Here is a 15,213-nt window from a genome sequence, read left to right on the forward strand (position 1 = left end):
TGGCGATTACGCGCCGCGCAGAACCGCTCCGGTCCGCTCGGCGGCGAGCGCGACGGCGGCCTCCCGGGCCGTCGTCGCCTCCTCGACGGTCAGGGTGCGGTCCGGCGCGCGGAAACGCAGGGCGTACGCCAGCGACTTCTGGCCATCCCCGAGCTGTTCGCCGGTGTAGACGTCGAACAGCCGCAGGGACTCCAGGAGGTCACCCGCGCCCTCCCGCAGCGCCCGCTCGACCTCGGAGGCCGGCACGTCCCGTGCGACGACCAGCGCCACGTCCTGGGTGGCGACCGGGAAGGTCGAGATACGCGGCGCCTGGAGCGCACCGGTGCCCGCCCGCTCCAGCAGATCGAGGTCCATCTCCATGGCGCAGGTGCGCTCCGGCACACCGAGCGCCTTGACCACCCGGGGGTGCAGCTCCCCGGCGTGTCCGACGAGGGTCTCCTCGCCGTCCACGGTGGCGAGCAGCGCCGCGCAGCGGCCGGGGTGCCACGGCTCGTGCCGGTCGGCGCGTACGGTCAGCCCGGCGCCGGCCTCCCGGGCGACCGCGCGGGCCGCCTCGACGGCGTCCGCCCAGTCGGCCGGGCGGCCCCCGCCCCACCAGCCGGCCTGCTCGCGCGCCCCGGCCAGGACGACCGCGACGCGGCGCGGCTGGGCGGGCAGCGCGGCGTCGAGCCCGGCCAGTTCCTCGTCGGTGGGGCGCCGGTCGACGGGCAGCCGTACCGGCACGGTCTCCTCACCGGTGGGCCGGAAGACCAGATCCGTCTCGAAGAGCGCCAGATCGTGCGAGCCCCGGCCGTCGTTGCGGCGCAGCGCCGCGAGCAGCCCCGGCAGCAGCGTGGTGCGCAGCGCCGGCTCCTCGTCGGAGAGCGGGTTGACGAGCGTGACCGTGCGGCGGCGGGCGTCGTCGGCGGGCAGCCCGAAGGCGTCGAGGACCGCGTCCCCGATGAACGGGTAGTTCAGCGCCTCGACATAGCCGGCGCCCGCGAGGACCCGGCCGACCCGGCGGTGCAGCCGCTGGCGCTCGGTGAGCCCGCGTCCCGACGGCGGAGTGGGCAGCGTCGAGGGGAGGTTCTCGTACCCCTCCAGCCGGATGACCTCCTCGGCGAGGTCGTTGGTCTCGCGCAGGTCGGGACGCCAGGACGGGACGGTGACGACCAGTTCGTCCTGCCCGTAGACGTCGCAGCCGATCTCCTGGAGCCGTCGTACGACGGTCTCCCGGCCGTAGGCCACCCCGGCGACCCGGTCGGGGTGATCGGCGGGCATGGCGATGCTGTGCGGCGCGGAGGGCGCGATGATCTCGGTGACACCGGCCCCGGCGGAGCCGCCGGCCAGCAGCACCAGCAGATCGACGGTCCGCTGCGCGGCGGCGGCCGTGGCCTGCGGGTCGACCCCGCGCTCGAAGCGCTTGGACGCCTCGGAGGCCAGCTTGTGACGGCGCGCGGTGCGGGCGATGGAGAGCGCGTCGAAGTGCGCGGCCTCGATGACCACCTCGGTGGTGCCCTGGACCTCGCCCGTCTCGGGGTGGGCCGTGAGATCGGCGATCTCGGTGTGGGCGCCGCCCATGACCCCCGCGAGGCCGATGGGCCCGCGGTCGTCCGTGATGACCAGGTCCTCGGGGTCGAGGACCCGCTCGGCGCCGTCGAGGGTGGTGATCTTCTCGCCGGGCAGGGCGCGGCGGACACCGATCGGGCCCTCCAGCCGGGTCCGGTCGTAGGCGTGCAGCGGCTGGCCCAGCTCCAGCATCACGTAGTTCGTGATGTCGACGGCGAGCGAGATCGGCCGCATGCCGGCCTTCTGGAGCCGGCGGCTCAGCCAGAGCGGGCTGCGGGCCTCGGGGTCGAGTCCGGTGACCGTACGGGCCGTGAAGCGGTCGCAGCCCCGGGGGTCGGAGATCTTCACCGGGTGGCCGAACGAGTTCGGCGCGGGTACGTCGAGCAGCGCGGGGTCGCGCAGGGCCAGCCCGTAGGCGATGGCGGTCTCGCGGGCGACTCCGCGCATCGAGAGGCAGTAGCCGCGGTCGGGCGTGACGGCGATGTCGAGGACCTCGTCCACCAGCTCCAGCAGCGCGACGGCGTCGGTGCCTGCCTCGTGCTCGGGCGGCAGCACGATGATGCCGCCGGAGCCGTCGTCGCCCATGCCCAGCTCGTCGCCGGAGCAGATCATGCCGTGCGAGGTCTTGCCGTACGTCTTGCGCGCGGCGATCGCGAAGTCGCCCGGCAGGACCGCGCCGGGCAGGACGACGACGACCTTGTCGCCGACGGAGAAGTTCCGCGCGCCGCAGACGATCTCCTGCGACTCACCGGTGCCGTTGGCGGTGCCGACGTCGACGGTGCAGAAGCGGATGGGCTTCTTGAAGCCCTCCAGCTCCTCGATGGTGAGCACCTCACCGACGACGAGGGGGCCCTTGAGACCGGCGCCGAGCTGCTCGACGGTCTCGACCTCCAGGCCCGCGGAGACGAGCTTGGCCTGGACGTCGCGGCCGGTCTCCGTCGCCGGCAGGTCGACGTACTCCCGCAGCCAGGAAAGCGGGACGCGCATCAGATCTCCATCCCGAACGGCCGGGTGAACCGGACGTCACCCTCGACCATGTCTCGCATGTCTTCGACGTTGTGGCGGAACATCAGCATCCGTTCGATACCGAACCCGAAGGCGAACCCGCTGTACTTCTGGGGGTCGACGCCGCAGGCGACGAGCACCTTGGGGTTGACCATGCCGCAGCCGCCCAGCTCGATCCATCCCTCACTGCCACAGGTGCGGCAGGGCCGGTCCGGGTTGCCGACGGAGGCGCCGCGGCAGACGTAGCAGACCATGTCCATCTCGGCGGACGGCTCGGTGAAGGGGAAGTAGTTCGGGCGGAGGCGGGTCTTCATGTCCGGTCCGAAGAGCGCCTGGACCATGTGGTCCAGGGTGCCCTTGAGATCGGCCATGGTCAGGCCCTCGTCGACGGCGAGCAGCTCGATCTGGTGGAAGACCGGGGTGTGCGTGGCGTCCAGTTCGTCGGTGCGGTAGACCCGCCCGGGACAGACGACATAGACGGGGGGCTCCCGGTCGAGCAGGGCGCGGGCCTGGACCGGTGAGGTGTGCGTACGGAGCACCACACCGGACTCGTCACCCGAGGCCGTGGCGGGGCCGCCGCCGGACCCGTCCGTCGGGGCCTGGACGAAGAAGGTGTCCTGCATCTGGCGCGCGGGGTGGTCGGGGACGAAGTTGAGCGCGTCGAAGTTGAACCACTCCGCCTCGGCCTCGGGTCCCTCGGCGACCTCGTACCCCATAGCCACGAAGACGTCCGCGACCCGCTCCATGAACGTGGTCAGCGGATGGCGGGCGCCGGGGGGCACACGGTCGTACGGCAGCGTGACATCCACCGCCTCCTCGACCAGTACCCGGGCGTCACGCTCCGCCTCCAGCTCGGCCTGGCGTGCGGCGAGGGCCTTGCCGACGGCCGCGCGGGCCTGGCCCACCCGCTTGCCCGCCTCGGCCTTGGCCTGCGGCGGCAGCGCGCCGATCTCCCGGTTGGCGAGGGCGAGCGGCGAGGTGCCCGAGGTGTGCGCGGTCTTGGCGTGGGCGAGCGCGTCGAGATCGCCTGCGGCGGCGAAGGCGGCTAGCGCCTCGTCCCGGATGCGCTCGATCTGTTCCGGTTTCAGTGCCTCGACCTCGACCGGGTCGTACGACTTGTTGGGTGCGGACATCTCTTCCCGTACTTCCGATTGGCTGGCGAAACGGCCCTGCTCGATCACTGAGGGCACGAAGGTTGCCAAAGGTCGAGTCTAAAGGCCGTACGAAGGTGAAGAAGCCCGTGGGCCGCTCAGGCCCGCCCGTCGCCCGCCACCCCCCGGGCCGACGCCGCGCGGACCTGCTCTTTCAGTAGACCGGGGCGCCGACGGGCAGGATGAACCGGAACTCGGCACCGCCGCCGGGTCCGCGGCCGACGGTGATCGTCCCGCCGTGCGCCTCGACGATGCCCTTCACGATATACAGGCCCAGTCCCGTACCGCCGCGCTTGCTCCCCCGCCAGAAGCGGGTGAAGACACGGCCCATCGACTCCTCGGGAATGCCGGGCCCCTCGTCGCACACGGTGACGGATGTTCCCTTCTCTGTCTTCGCGTCGCGTTGCAGGGACGCGGCGGCCACCTCGATGGTGACGGTTCCCTCGCCGTGGCGCACCGCGTTTTCCAGCAGATTGCCGAGGATCTGGTCGATCTTGTCGGGATCGGCCCACAGATCGGGCAGCGGCTGCTGGATCCGTACGAGGAAGCGGTCGGGCGACTGTCCGGCGGCGGTGTGCGCCTGGACATGGCGTCCGACGGCCGCGCCGATGTCGACGGGCTGGCGGCGCACCTCCAGCCGGCCGGAGTCGATCCGGGAGATGTCGAGCAGCTCCGCGATCAGCCGGGTGACACGGTTGGCGTCGGCGTCGACGGTCTCCAGCATCAGCCGCTTCTGGTCGTCGGTGAACCGTTCCCACTTGGCGAGCAGGGTCGCCGTGAAGCCCTTCACCGAGGTGAGCGGGGAGCGCAGCTCATGGGCGACGGTGGCGATCAGCTCGGCGTGGCTGCGTTCGGTGCGCCGGCGCGCCTCCGTGCCCCGGATGCTGATGACGAGCCGGCGCACGGGCCCGGTCGGATACGCGCGCACATAGCGGACCGAGACCAGCACCTCACGGCCGCCGGGCAGCAGCAGATTCCGCTCGGGCTGGCCGACCCGGATGGCGAGTCCGCCGTACGGATCGGTCAGCGCCCACCAGCGGCGGCCCTTGAGGTCCTCCAGCGGCAGCGCGAGGTCCAGCGGCCGGCCGAGGGCCTCGGCGACCGGTACGGCGGTGATGCGTGCGGCGGCGGCGTTGAAGCAGACGACCCGGCCGTTCTCGTCGGCGACGACCAGACCGTCGGGAAGATCGTCGGGATCGACGCCCGGCGTCTCACCGCCCCCGGGCCCGGTGACGCGCTCCGGCGCCCCTTCGGCGCCGGAGACGGCGCGCGGTAAGGCTCCCTGGACCGCGGCGGGTCCGCTCGCCCCGACAGTCATGCCGCATCCCACCTCTTCCGCGTAGCTCAGCGGGCCCCGGAAGCCGCAACATTACTAGCTGAATGTGACGGAGCGGACCCCCTCAGCGTGCGCGAAGGACTCGCTGGGCGCGCGCCGAGGCGTACAGACATACGGCCGCGGCGGTCGCCAGGTTCAAACTCTCCGCCTTTCCGTGGATCGGCACCCGTACCACCGCGTCCGCGAGGGCGCGGGTCTCCTGCGGCAGCCCCCATGCCTCGTTGCCGAAGATCCAGGCGGTGGGTCCCCCCATGGTGTCCGCGTCCAGTTCGTCGTCGAGGTCGTTCTCGCCCGCGCCGTCGGCGGCGAGGATGCGTACGCCCTCGTCCTGGAGCCCCCGCACGGCCTGTTCCACCGGGACGCCGACGGCGACGGGGAGGTGGAAGAGGGAGCCGGCCGAGGCGCGGACCGACTTGGGGTTGTAGAGGTCGACGGAGGCGTCGGTGAGGACGACGGCGTCGGCGCCCGCGGCGTCGGCGCAGCGCAGCACCGTACCGGCGTTCCCGGGGTCGCGGACATGGGCCAGTACGGCCACGAGCCGGGGCCGGGCGCGCAGGATGTCCTCGAACGGCGAGTCGAGGAAGCGGCAGACGCCCAGCAGTCCCTGGGGGGTCACGGTCTGGGAGACATCGGCGAGCACGGTGTCGGGGGCGTAGTGGACCCGGGCCCCGGTGGCGCGTGCCGCGTCGACGATGTCCTCGTACCGCTCGGCGGCCTCCACGGTGGTGAACAGCTCGGTCAGCGTCGGTTCGCCGCCCTCTCCCGGGTGGGCGACGGCTTCCCGTACGGCCTGCGGTCCCTCGGCGATGAACCGGCGTTCCTTGCCCCGGAAGGCGCGCTTGGCGAGCCTTCTGGCGGCCGTGACGCGCGGGGAGCGCGGGGAGATCAGCTCGGGGGTGCCCATGGGCGGTGGCTCGCTTCTCGTCGGGTGGATCGTGGTCGTGCGCGTGGTACCCGGCCGGCCGTGCCGCCTCGCACACGGGCGGGGACGGCCGTGGGGGCGGCCGCGAGGGGCCGCGAGGGGCCGCGAGGGGAGAGGGGTCGCGTGGCCCGGGAACGCACCGGACCCGCAGGCGGGCTGCCTGCGGGTCCGGCGTGAAGGAGAGACGGCCTGACGGAGATCAGGCAGCGGCCTTCGGGGCGTTGACATCGCTCGGAAGGGCCTTCTGGGCGACCTCGACCAGCGCGGCGAACGCGCCGGCGTCGTTGACGGCCAGCTCGGCGAGGATCTTGCGGTCCACCTCGACGTTGGCGGCCTTCAGACCCTGGATGAAGCGGTTGTACGTGATGCCGTTGGCGCGGGCAGCGGCGTTGATGCGCTGGATCCAGAGCTGACGGAAGTCGCCCTTGCGCTTCTTGCGGTCGTTGTAGTTGTAGACGAGGGAGTGGGTGACCTGCTCCTTCGCCTTGCGGTACAGGCGCGAGCGCTGGCCGCGGTAACCGCTGGCCTGCTCCAGGATCGCCCGGCGCTTCTTGTGGGCGTTGACTGCCCGCTTGACGCGTGCCACGTGTTAACTCCTTGTAGCGGGGCCGTGGTTGGACTCACACGGCCCGGAAACGAATGGGTCCCGGTCCTGCTGCCGCGCCCCCGGTCACCGGGGGCCGCGACATCACTTGCCGAGAAGCTTCTTGATCTTCTTGGCGTCGCCCGGGGCCATCTCGGCGTTGCCGGTGAGGCGGCGGGTCAGCTTGGACGGCTTGTGCTCGAGCAGGTGGCGCTTGCCGGCCCGCTCGCGCAGCACCTTGCCGGAGCCGGTGATCTTGAAGCGCTTGCTGGCACCGCTGTGCGTCTTGTTCTTCGGCATAGCGCCGTTCTCTCCTCGTCAGTGGCGCTCCCAGCCGGCCGGGTCAGCCGGCGCGCGGGAGCGTCAGATCTCTGGTGTGTGGTTCCGGACCGGAGCCGCGGGCCGCCTGGATGGCGTCCCTCGGATCACGCTTCGGACGATGCCTCGGCCGGAGCCTCCGCGGGGCTGTCCGCGGACTCCTCGGCCGTGCCGCCCTGGCGCTCCGCCTTGCGGGCGGCCTGCGCCTCACGGGCCTCGGCCATGGCCTCGGTCTTCTTCTTGTGCGGGCCAAGAACCATGATCATGTTCCGGCCGTCCTGCTTCGGGTTCGACTCGATGAAGCCGAGTTCCTCGACGTCGGACGCGAGCCGCTGGAGCAGCCGGAAGCCCAGCTCCGGGCGGGACTGCTCACGACCACGGAACATGATCGTGATCTTGACCTTGTCACCCTGCTTGAGGAACCGGACGACATGACCCTTCTTGGTGTCATAGTCGTGCGGGTCGATCTTGGGCCGGAGCTTCATCTCCTTGATGACCGTGTGCGCCTGGTTCTTGCGCGCCTCACGGGCCTTCATGGCCGACTCGTACTTGAACTTCCCGTAGTCCATGAGCTTGCACACGGGCGGACGGGCGTTCGCCGCGACCTCGACCAGGTCCAGGTCGTACTCCTGCGCAAGCTCCAGGGCCTTGGCGAGCGGCACGATGCCCACCTGCTCGCCACTGGGACCGACAAGTCGCACTTCGGGAACGCGAATCCGGTCGTTGATGCGGGGCTCGGCGCTGATGGATCCTCCTCGGTAGCACCACACGACTGTCTGGCAGACAGCCGCGTAACGTCTGTTTCATAGGACCAACCGCGACGGAACACGAAAAATGCCCCGGGACGGCACACAGGCAGGGCTCCTTCTAACTACCGGAGCACCGCCGTGCACGTACCACGGGGCGCGTCGGGTGGCTCCATCGTCCGTACGGAACGATGGGCACCACCTGACCGGTGACCCGCCGCCCCTGAGGGGCAGCCAGGTGGGAGATCGGAGCCTCCACTTGTGGGCCGGGCATAAGGATGTCCGGCCGGTCGTAACACAAGGTTAGCAGCTCCCCCGGGCCGGTGCTAACCCAGCGGTCTCCAGGGGGGCCTCCCGAGGGCCTTCCAGGGGCATGCAGGGGCATGCAGGGGCATGCAGCGTCCTCGCGCAGGACTGCCCCGGCATGTCCACGGGTGTGTGCGGGCCCGCGGGCTCCGGCCGCCGCCCGTGGACGGGACCCGCCCCGGGTACGCCTATCGTATGGGGCATGAGTGACGCCACCTCCCCCGAAGAGTCCCCCGGCTTCGACGCCATGACCCGTGACATCGCGGAGGTACCCGCGGTCGAGGTGATCGTCACGGTCGCGGTGAACCTGATGAGCGCGGCCGCCGTGAAGCTCGGTCTGACCGAGGACGGCGACGAGCACAAGGACCTGGACGAGGCGCGGAAGCTGGTCCACGCGCTGGCCGGGCTGATGGACGCGAGCGCGACGGAGATCAGCTCGTTCCACGCGGCCCCGCTGCGGGACGGGCTGAAGTCGCTCCAGCTCGCGTTCCGTGAGGCGTCGGTCGTACCGGACGAGCCGGGGCAGGGGCCCGGCGAGAAGTACACGGGCCCGGTCTACGGCTGATCCCCGGGGACGCGTCCCCGCGTACGGGTCACCCGTCCCGCCGGGGCGCGGCTTCCCGTACGCGCGCCTTCATGGACGCGCCTTGGTGCACGTGCCTTGATCCACGTGCCTTCATGGACGTGCCTTCATGGACGCGTGTCGGGCCCGGGTGTTGCCTGTCCGCGTACGAAGAGGGGCTCGCCCGGCGGCGGGGCCTCGGCCGGCAGCAGAGCCAGGTCGAGTCCGCGTACCAGGCGGGCCCTCAGCACGTCGTCCGCCGCGAGGGACTCGGCGACGCGGCGGGCCGCCTCGGCCGGGGGCACGGCCGGGTCCAGGACCAGCGCGAGGGTGCCGTCCGCGCTGCCGGGACCGAGATGCGCCCGCAGGACGGCGGGCTCGGCGGCGACGGCGGAGCGCACCGCCCCGGTCACGGCGGGGTCGTCCAGCGGATCGGCGCTGGTACGGCCCTCGGCGAGGGCGCGCAGCGCGGGCCCGGTGAGCTGGTACGGCACGGGCCCCGCGAGATCGAGCACGACCGTGTCGGCCTTCTCGTGCGCGGCGGCCTGGAGCGCCTGGTGCAGCGGTACGGCGACGGGGCGGGCCCCGGGATCCCAGCGGGCCAGCGTCTCGGTGGAGGTGAACGCGGGCAGCGCACGGCGGTCGCCCGCCCTCAGCGTCGGTACGGCCATGTCGCTGGTCTTCTCGCGGCGCAGCCCCCGCTCGTCCTCCTCCGTCTCACCGAGCACGGCGACGACGGGGACCAGCAGCCGGGCGCTCCTGAGCGCGGTGAGGACCCGTGGTTCCGCCGACCGGTCCACGGCCCAGGCGGCGAGCGCCGCCGCCAGCCCGGGGTCGGCGGTGCCGTCGTCGTCGGAGAAACCGGGGTCGGGAATGTTCTTGAGCGCCACGGGTCGAGACTAGACGCCGTCCGCGCCCCGGCGGTGCGCGCCCCCTCCCGGGGCCGGGACCAAGGTCAGGGCCGTGTCAGGAGCCGTTCGGAGCATGGTCGGAGCCCGGTCCCGTCCCCGGCCCGGCCGGGGACGTACGGTCGTCGGATGGATCTCTCCGTCGCGGTGTACGACCTGGCCGACGGGCGTGAGGCGGCGTACGGCGAGGACCGTACCTATGCCTGCGCCAGCGTGGCGAAGCTCGTGATCCTGGCGGCGCTGCTGCTGCGGGCGCGGGACGCCGGGCGGTGGCTGTCGGCCGACGAGGAGCGGCTCGCGGCGGCCATGATCGAGCGCAGTGACAACGACGCGGCGACGGTGCTGCGCGCGGCGGCCGGCGGGGTGGCGGCGCTGGACGCGACGGCGGCGCGGCTCGGCATGGTCAGGACCTCGGCGGCGCCGGCCTGGGGGCTGACCCGGACCACCGCCGGCGACCAGCTCACCCTGCTGAAGGCCGTCTTCCGCCCGGACGCGGGCACGGGCCCGGATCAGGTCACGGGCACAGGCACAGGCACGGGCACGGGCACGGAGAACGGTTCGCGGCCGGGCCCCGGGCTCGACGCGAGGTCGCGCCGGTTCCTCGCGGGGCTGATGGGACGGGTGGTACCGGGGCAGGACTGGGGCGTGTCCGCCGCGGGCGACGACTGGGCGCTCAAGAACGGCTGGCTGCCGAGGACCGCGAGCGGCCGGTGGCTGGTCCATTCGGTGGGGCGGGTGGACGGCTGTCTGATCGCCGTGCTCTCCGAGGGCCATGCGTCCCTGGAGTCGGGGATCGCCCGGGTCGAGACGGCCGCCGTCAGCGCCGTACGCCGTATGCGCCGGAGCGTCTGACACCGCCGCGCCAGAGCACCACCGCGCAGGCCAGCAGCACGGCGCCGATCCCGCCGGCCGTCGGGGCGAGCCACGCGGCCGGTTCCGGCCGCACGCGCGGCACGGTGGGCCCGCTGCCGAAGTACCGCTTGCCGTACCCGGTGGCCTGGCTCTTCAGTTCCGTGCGCGGCAGCCCGGCACCGGCCTCGATGGCGGCGGCCGGATCGACGAGTCCGTACCCCTTGGCGTCGTCGCGACCGCCCTGCGGAGCGTCACGCGCGGTGTCCGCGAGCAGCTTCTTGATCTGCGCGGGGGTGAGTCCTGGATGGGCGGAGCGTACGAGCGCGACGGCACCGGAGACGAACGCGGCGGCGGCGCTGGTGCCCCAGCCCTCGTAGTAGCGGCGGTCCGGATCGGCTATCACGACATCGACACCCGGGGCGCTGACGGTGGCGTACCAGCGCCTGGTGGAGAACGCGGCGTGCGTGCCGTAGCGGTCCACGGCGGCCACCGCGATCACCCCGGGGTACGCGGCGGGGTACGAGATGTGGTCGCCCTTCTCGCCGCCGTTGCCCGCCGAGGCGACGACGACGGCGCCCTTGGCCAGGGCGTACTGGACGGCCGCGTCCTCGCCCGGTTCCGGATGGGCCGACTTGCTGTCGTCGCCGAGGGAGAGGTTGATGACGTCGGCGCCGTTGTCGGCGGCCCAGCGGATGCCTTCGGCGAGCGCGCCGCCCTTGGAGTTGCGGGCCTTGGCACGGGCGGGGTCGGTACCTTCGAGGATCACGCGCACGGGAAGGATCTTCGCCTGGGGCGCGATCCCGAGGACCCCCTCCGAACGGTCGTACCCGTGGCCGTGCCCGGCGATGATCCCGGCCATGGCGGTGCCGTGCCGGGCGAAGGACCGGTCGCCCTCGGTCGCGCCGAAGCCGATCAGGTCCTTGCCGGGCAGCACCTGTCCTTCGAGGTCGGGATGGGTGCCGTCGACGCCCGTGTCGAGGACCGCGACGGTGACCCCGGCGCCCTGGGACGTGCGCCAGGCCTGCTCGGTGTGCAGGGCCTCCAGCGCCCATTGCTGGGCCCGTATCGCGTCGGCGTGCGCGGGGGTGGCGGGGACGAGCAGGAAGGCCGTGGCGGCGAGCACGGCGGCGAGACGGTGCCGGCGGCGCGGAGCGCGGAGCGCGGGGGCCGTCGCCGGTGTCGTCCGCGTGGTCGTCACCCCGGCCGTCTTCACCCCGGCCGGAGTGGTCCGGGCCGTCGTCGGGGACGTCGTGGTCCGGGCCATCAGGGGGTCACCGCCCCGGCGCCGACGGTCGCGCGCAGTCCTCGCTCGACCCGGTCCGCGATGCCCTTGGCCTCGTGGCCCAGCCCGGCCTGCGCGGGTGCGCTCGTGGCGCCCTTGGCCGTGGCCCTGCCGGCGGGCTGGGGCGCGGTGACGGCACGGCCGTCCGCGAAGCCGGAGACGGCGTACACGACGACGGGTGCCTCGGTGAGGACGCTCACCGTCCAGCTCGCGCGCTGCGCGGAACCGAATCCGGCGGCCACGGTGCCCTTCACGGGGAAGGTGAGGGGCATCAGATCGGCGCGTTCGGTGAGGCGCTCGGCGCGGAACCGGTTGTTCAGGGCGGCCATCGCGGCGGGCTCGGCGTCGGTGAATACGAGCCCCACGGTGGTGACGCTGGTGGAGGTGGCGTCGGCGTACGTGGCGCGCAGCACGCGGGCGCAGCCGACCGGGCGCAGGGTCCCCAGGAGCAGCGGGTCGAGGGTGCCCGCGCATCCGCTGTCGGGGGCCACCGCGATCCGGGTCCAGTCGCGGTCGGCGCCGCCGGGCCCCGCGCCGTCCCCCTGGAGGGTGGGCGGAAAGAGCGTGTCGACGGGGACGCTGTGCCACAGGGCGCGCGCGGTGGTGTACGTGTCGCGCGCGGCGGGCTCGGCGGCGGAGTCGCCGGTCAGCCAGCTCCCGGTGACGGCGCCGCCGATCAGACCGAGGCCGAGCACGACACAGGTGACGGCGGCCGCCGCCCGGACCGGGCGCCGGGGCGGTACGGGCCGCAGCCGGGTGGTGGTCTCCATCGGGGTCTCGGGACCCGGCACGAGGCCGGTCCCGCCGAGGGGCCGGCCCCATGGCCGGGGCGGCGCGACCGGCCCCGGGGACACGATCCGCAGCCGGGTGGTGATCTCGTCCTGCGGGAGTTGCGGAAGTCGCGGGGGTTGCGGGGCGGGGCGGCTCTCGCCGCGGGGGCCCGGGGCCCGGGGCGGCGGGACCGGGGCGGGCGTCCGCGGCGGGGCGAACGGTGGCGGCGCGGTGTACGGGGCGCCGGCCGACGGCGGGACCGGGGGCGGCGGCGGTATCCGCGGCGGCCCGGACGGCGGCGCCGGCGGGGGCGGAGCGCCGGTGATCCGTGAGGCCGGGGCCGTACGCGGGGCGTCGGCGCGCCGGGCGTCGGTACCGGAGGCGGGCGTGCGCGGGCGCGGGGCGTTCTGGCGCGGGGCGTTCGGGTGCGAGGTCCCCGGCGAGACGGCGGGTGGCGCCCCGTGGGCCGCGCCGGTCCCGGACGGGGCGGGCGGTGCCGTGGGGGCCGGGGGCACGGTGGGACGGGGTGGTACGGGAGCGCGTTGTGCTTCGGTGCTCATCCGCCCCCCTGTGACGACCGACCGTACAGACTCATCCCCGCTGCGGACCGGTTTCCACCGCGTGCGCGGGGCCGTCACTGGCCCGGAGCCCGCGCGCACCGGTCCCGCGCACACCGGTCCCGCCGTACGGGACAGGCCCGTTCGCCGCTGCGTGTGCGTCACTCTACGGGCTCGGGCAGGCCGGGCGGGAACGAGCGCCGAGGCCCGGGGTGATCTGCCCCGATCATCCCCCTACCGTGCGGTAATCAGGTCTGGCAAGCTCTGGCCATGACTCCGCGCGCCACCGACCGGGCCCGGTACGACCGGGCCACCGCCCATCTCGACGCACCGCTCGCCCTCGTCGATCTCGACGCGTTCGACGCCAACGCCGACGATCTCGTACGACGGGCCGGGGGCAAACCGGTCCGGGTGGCCAGCAAGTCGGTGCGCTGCCGTGCGCTGCTCGAACGGGTGCTGAGCCGCGAAGGATTCGCCGGGATCATGTCGTTCACGCTCGCCGAGTCGCTGTGGCTGGCGCGCGCCGGGTTCGAGGACGTGCTGCTCGCCTATCCGTCGGCCGACCGCGCCGCGTTCGCGGAACTCGCCGCCGATCCCAAGCTCGCCGCCGCGGTGACGGTGATGATCGACGACCCGGCGCACCTGGATCTGATCGACGCGGCGCGTGGGGGCGGCCAGGAGGAGATCCGGGTCTGTCTCGAACTGGACACCGCCTTGCGGCTGTTCGGGGGCCGGGTCAGGATCGGCGCGCTGCGTTCCCCGCTGCGTGAGCCGGCCCAACTGGCCGAGCTGGCCAGGTCCGTGGCCCGGCGCCCCGGATTCCGGCTGGTCGGGCTCATGGCCTACGAAGGCCATATCGCCGGGGTGGGGGACGCCCTGGCCGGCCGGCCGCTGCGCTCGCGGGCGGTCCGGCTGATGCAGTCCGCGGCACGCAAAGAGCTGGCGGAGCGGCGCGCGGCGGTGGTGCGCGCCGTACGGACCGTCGCCCCGGAGCTGGAGTTCGTCAACGGCGGAGGCACGGGCAGCGTCCAGCACACGGCGGCGGAGGACGCCGTGACGGAGATCGCCGCGGGCTCGGGGCTCTATGTGCCACGGCTCTTCGACAACTACACGTCGTTCACGGGCCGTCCGGCGGCGCTCTTCGCCCAGCCCGTCGTCCGCAGGCCCGGCGTCGGTGTGGTGACCGTGCTCGGCGGTGGCTATCCGGCGTCGGGCGCGGCGGGCCGGGACCGGCTGCCGGTGCCGTATCTGCCCGAGGGCCTGCGTTACGACGGGCTGGAGGGCCCCGGCGAGGTGCAGACCCCGCTGCTGGGGGCCGCCGCGGACGATCTGCTGATCGGTGACAAGGTGTGGTTCCGGCATGCCAAGGCCGGTGAGCTGTGCGAGCGGTTCGACACACTGCGCCTGGTGGAGGGCGATCGCGTGGTGGCGTCCGTACCGACCTACCGGGGCGAGGGCCGTACCTACCTCTGAGGCCCCGCCCTCCCCCACCGCGGGAGGAGGACGGGACCTCGGACCACGCCCTGAGCGGGGCTCGGACCACGCCCTGGAGCGAGGCTCGGACCGAGCCCTAGAGCGGGGTGACGTACGCCCCGGAGATACCGCCGTCGACCAGGAAGTCCGTCGCGTTCACGAACGACGCGTCGTCGCTGGCGAGGAAGGCGACCGCCGCCGCGATCTCGTCCGCCTCGGCGAACCGGCCCACCGGGATGTGCACCAGCCGGCGCGCGGCCCGCTCGGGGTCCTTCGCGAACAGTTCCTGGAGCAGCGGGGTGTTGACCGGCCCCGGGCAGAGCGCGTTCACCCGGATTCCCTCCCGGGCGAACTGCACTCCCAGCTCGCGGGACATCGCGAGCACCCCGCCCTTGGAGGCGGTGTACGAGATCTGTGAGGTCGCCGCGCCCATCCGGGCCACGAAGGACGCCGTGTTGATGATGGACCCCTTCTTCTGGCGCCGCATATAGGGGAGGGCGGCCTTGCAGCAGAGGTAGACGGAGGTGAGGTTGACGTCCTGGACGCGCTTCCACGCGTCGAGGTCCGTGGTGAGGATCGAGTCGTCCTCCGGCGGTGAGATGCCCGCGTTGTTGAAGGCGATGTCGACGCTGCCGTAGGTGTCGTAGGCGGTCCTGAAGAGCGCCTCGACCTCCTCGGCACGGGTGACGTCGACCCGTACGAAGGTCCCGCCGACCGCGTCGGCCGCGGCCTTGCCCGCGGTCTCGTCGATGTCACCGCAGACGATGTGCGCGCCCTCGGCGGCGAGCCGGCGCGCGGTGGCGAGCCCGATGCCGCTGCCGGCTCCGGTGATCACGGCAGTACGGCCGACCAGTCGGCGGCAGACGGTGTCGTTCGTGGGGGCGGTCATGATG

14 protein-coding genes are annotated in these 15,213 nt (G+C 73.2%); 3 read left to right on the forward strand and 11 right to left on the reverse strand.

The window, feature by feature from the left end; all coding sequences use genetic code 11:
* Positions 1-6: 6 nt before the first annotated feature.
* From pheT to infC, 7 genes are all read right to left on the reverse strand, one after another.
* Positions 7-2,535, reverse strand: coding sequence for a phenylalanine--tRNA ligase subunit beta (gene pheT / locus ACFYYH_RS19530; protein WP_388552251.1), 2,529 nt, complete (start codon positions 2,533-2,535; stop codon positions 7-9).
* A complete protein-coding gene (gene pheS / locus ACFYYH_RS19535; protein WP_388552838.1) occupies positions 2,535-3,686 on the reverse strand; it encodes a phenylalanine--tRNA ligase subunit alpha in 1,152 nt (383 codons plus the stop codon). The genes pheT and pheS overlap by 1 nt, the downstream gene beginning before the upstream one ends.
* A 172-nt stretch (positions 3,687-3,858) precedes the next feature.
* Complete coding sequence (locus ACFYYH_RS19540) at positions 3,859-5,022, reverse strand: ATP-binding protein (RefSeq protein WP_388552254.1); 1,164 nt, start codon at positions 5,020-5,022, stop codon at positions 3,859-3,861.
* Positions 5,023-5,104: 82 nt separating this feature from the next.
* Entirely contained in the window at positions 5,105-5,944 is an 840-nt protein-coding gene (locus ACFYYH_RS19545; RefSeq protein WP_388552257.1) for a TrmH family RNA methyltransferase, read from the reverse strand.
* Between the two features lie 217 nt (positions 5,945-6,161).
* Positions 6,162-6,548, reverse strand: a complete 387-nt coding sequence (rplT, locus tag ACFYYH_RS19550) for a 50S ribosomal protein L20 (RefSeq protein WP_066950970.1) — start codon at positions 6,546-6,548, stop codon at positions 6,162-6,164.
* 102 nt (positions 6,549-6,650) lie between these two features.
* Positions 6,651-6,845, reverse strand: a complete 195-nt coding sequence (gene rpmI / locus ACFYYH_RS19555) for a 50S ribosomal protein L35 (RefSeq protein ID WP_388552261.1) — start codon at positions 6,843-6,845, stop codon at positions 6,651-6,653.
* Between the two features lie 125 nt (positions 6,846-6,970).
* Positions 6,971-7,633 (reverse strand): translation initiation factor IF-3, encoded by a 663-nt coding sequence (gene infC, locus ACFYYH_RS19560; protein WP_388552263.1) that lies wholly within the window; start codon positions 7,631-7,633, stop codon positions 6,971-6,973.
* A gap of 484 nt (positions 7,634-8,117) precedes the next feature.
* Here infC and ACFYYH_RS19565 point away from each other — a divergent pair, with 484 nt between their 5' ends.
* Complete coding sequence (locus ACFYYH_RS19565) at positions 8,118-8,480, forward strand: DUF1844 domain-containing protein (RefSeq protein ID WP_388552265.1); 363 nt, start codon at positions 8,118-8,120, stop codon at positions 8,478-8,480.
* A gap of 125 nt (positions 8,481-8,605) precedes the next feature.
* On the opposite strand, the gene ACFYYH_RS19570 is transcribed toward ACFYYH_RS19565, so the two are convergent.
* Complete coding sequence (locus ACFYYH_RS19570) at positions 8,606-9,367, reverse strand: SseB family protein (protein ID WP_388552266.1); 762 nt, start codon at positions 9,365-9,367, stop codon at positions 8,606-8,608.
* A gap of 147 nt (positions 9,368-9,514) precedes the next feature.
* On the opposite strand from ACFYYH_RS19570, the gene ACFYYH_RS19575 reads away from it, so the two are divergent.
* The gene (locus ACFYYH_RS19575) at positions 9,515-10,237 is read left to right on the forward strand and encodes a serine hydrolase (protein ID WP_388552269.1); all 723 of its coding nucleotides are present in this window, start codon (positions 9,515-9,517) and stop codon (positions 10,235-10,237) included.
* On the opposite strand, the gene mycP is transcribed toward ACFYYH_RS19575, so the two are convergent.
* Positions 10,203-11,501, reverse strand: a complete 1,299-nt coding sequence (gene mycP, locus ACFYYH_RS19580) for a type VII secretion-associated serine protease mycosin (RefSeq protein ID WP_388552272.1) — start codon at positions 11,499-11,501, stop codon at positions 10,203-10,205. The two genes, ACFYYH_RS19575 and mycP, sit on opposite strands and share 35 nt — an antisense overlap.
* A complete protein-coding gene (locus ACFYYH_RS19585) occupies positions 11,501-12,373 on the reverse strand; it encodes a hypothetical protein (protein WP_388552841.1) in 873 nt (290 codons plus the stop codon). Before ACFYYH_RS19585 ends, mycP begins: the two co-directional genes overlap by 1 nt.
* 744 nt (positions 12,374-13,117) lie before the next feature.
* On the opposite strand from ACFYYH_RS19585, the gene ACFYYH_RS19590 reads away from it, so the two are divergent.
* A complete protein-coding gene (locus ACFYYH_RS19590) occupies positions 13,118-14,320 on the forward strand; it encodes an amino acid deaminase/aldolase (protein ID WP_388552275.1) in 1,203 nt (400 codons plus the stop codon).
* Positions 14,321-14,417: 97 nt separating this feature from the next.
* On the opposite strand, the gene ACFYYH_RS19595 is transcribed toward ACFYYH_RS19590, so the two are convergent.
* Positions 14,418-15,209: a 3-oxoacyl-ACP reductase gene (locus tag ACFYYH_RS19595; protein ID WP_388552278.1), complete on the reverse strand. Its 792-nt coding sequence runs from the start codon at positions 15,207-15,209 to the stop codon at positions 14,418-14,420.
* Between the last annotated feature and the right edge of the window lie 4 nt (positions 15,210-15,213).

The organism is Streptomyces sp. NPDC002018 (assembly GCF_042890865.1).
Lineage (GTDB): Bacteria > Actinomycetota > Actinomycetes > Streptomycetales > Streptomycetaceae > Streptomyces.

What these genes read in the sequence shown, in the direction of transcription:
- ACFYYH_RS19545 (WP_388552257.1), bottom strand. Translation starts at nt 5,944, where the DNA reads ATGGGCACCCCCGAGCTGATCTCCCCGCGCTCCCCGCGCGTCACGGCC.
- ACFYYH_RS19590 (WP_388552275.1), top strand. Translation starts at nt 13,118, where the DNA reads ATGACTCCGCGCGCCACCGACCGGGCCCGGTACGACCGGGCCACCGCC.
- mycP (WP_388552272.1), bottom strand. Translation starts at nt 11,501, where the DNA reads ATGGCCCGGACCACGACGTCCCCGACGACGGCCCGGACCACTCCGGCC.
- ACFYYH_RS19540 (WP_388552254.1), bottom strand. Translation starts at nt 5,022, where the DNA reads ATGACTGTCGGGGCGAGCGGACCCGCCGCGGTCCAGGGAGCCTTACCG.
- rpmI (WP_388552261.1), bottom strand. Translation starts at nt 6,845, where the DNA reads ATGCCGAAGAACAAGACGCACAGCGGTGCCAGCAAGCGCTTCAAGATC.
- pheT (WP_388552251.1), bottom strand. Translation starts at nt 2,535, where the DNA reads ATGCGCGTCCCGCTTTCCTGGCTGCGGGAGTACGTCGACCTGCCGGCG.
- ACFYYH_RS19565 (WP_388552265.1), top strand. Translation starts at nt 8,118, where the DNA reads ATGAGTGACGCCACCTCCCCCGAAGAGTCCCCCGGCTTCGACGCCATG.
- ACFYYH_RS19595 (WP_388552278.1), bottom strand. Translation starts at nt 15,209, where the DNA reads ATGACCGCCCCCACGAACGACACCGTCTGCCGCCGACTGGTCGGCCGT.
- pheS (WP_388552838.1), bottom strand. Translation starts at nt 3,686, where the DNA reads ATGTCCGCACCCAACAAGTCGTACGACCCGGTCGAGGTCGAGGCACTG.
- ACFYYH_RS19575 (WP_388552269.1), top strand. Translation starts at nt 9,515, where the DNA reads ATGGATCTCTCCGTCGCGGTGTACGACCTGGCCGACGGGCGTGAGGCG.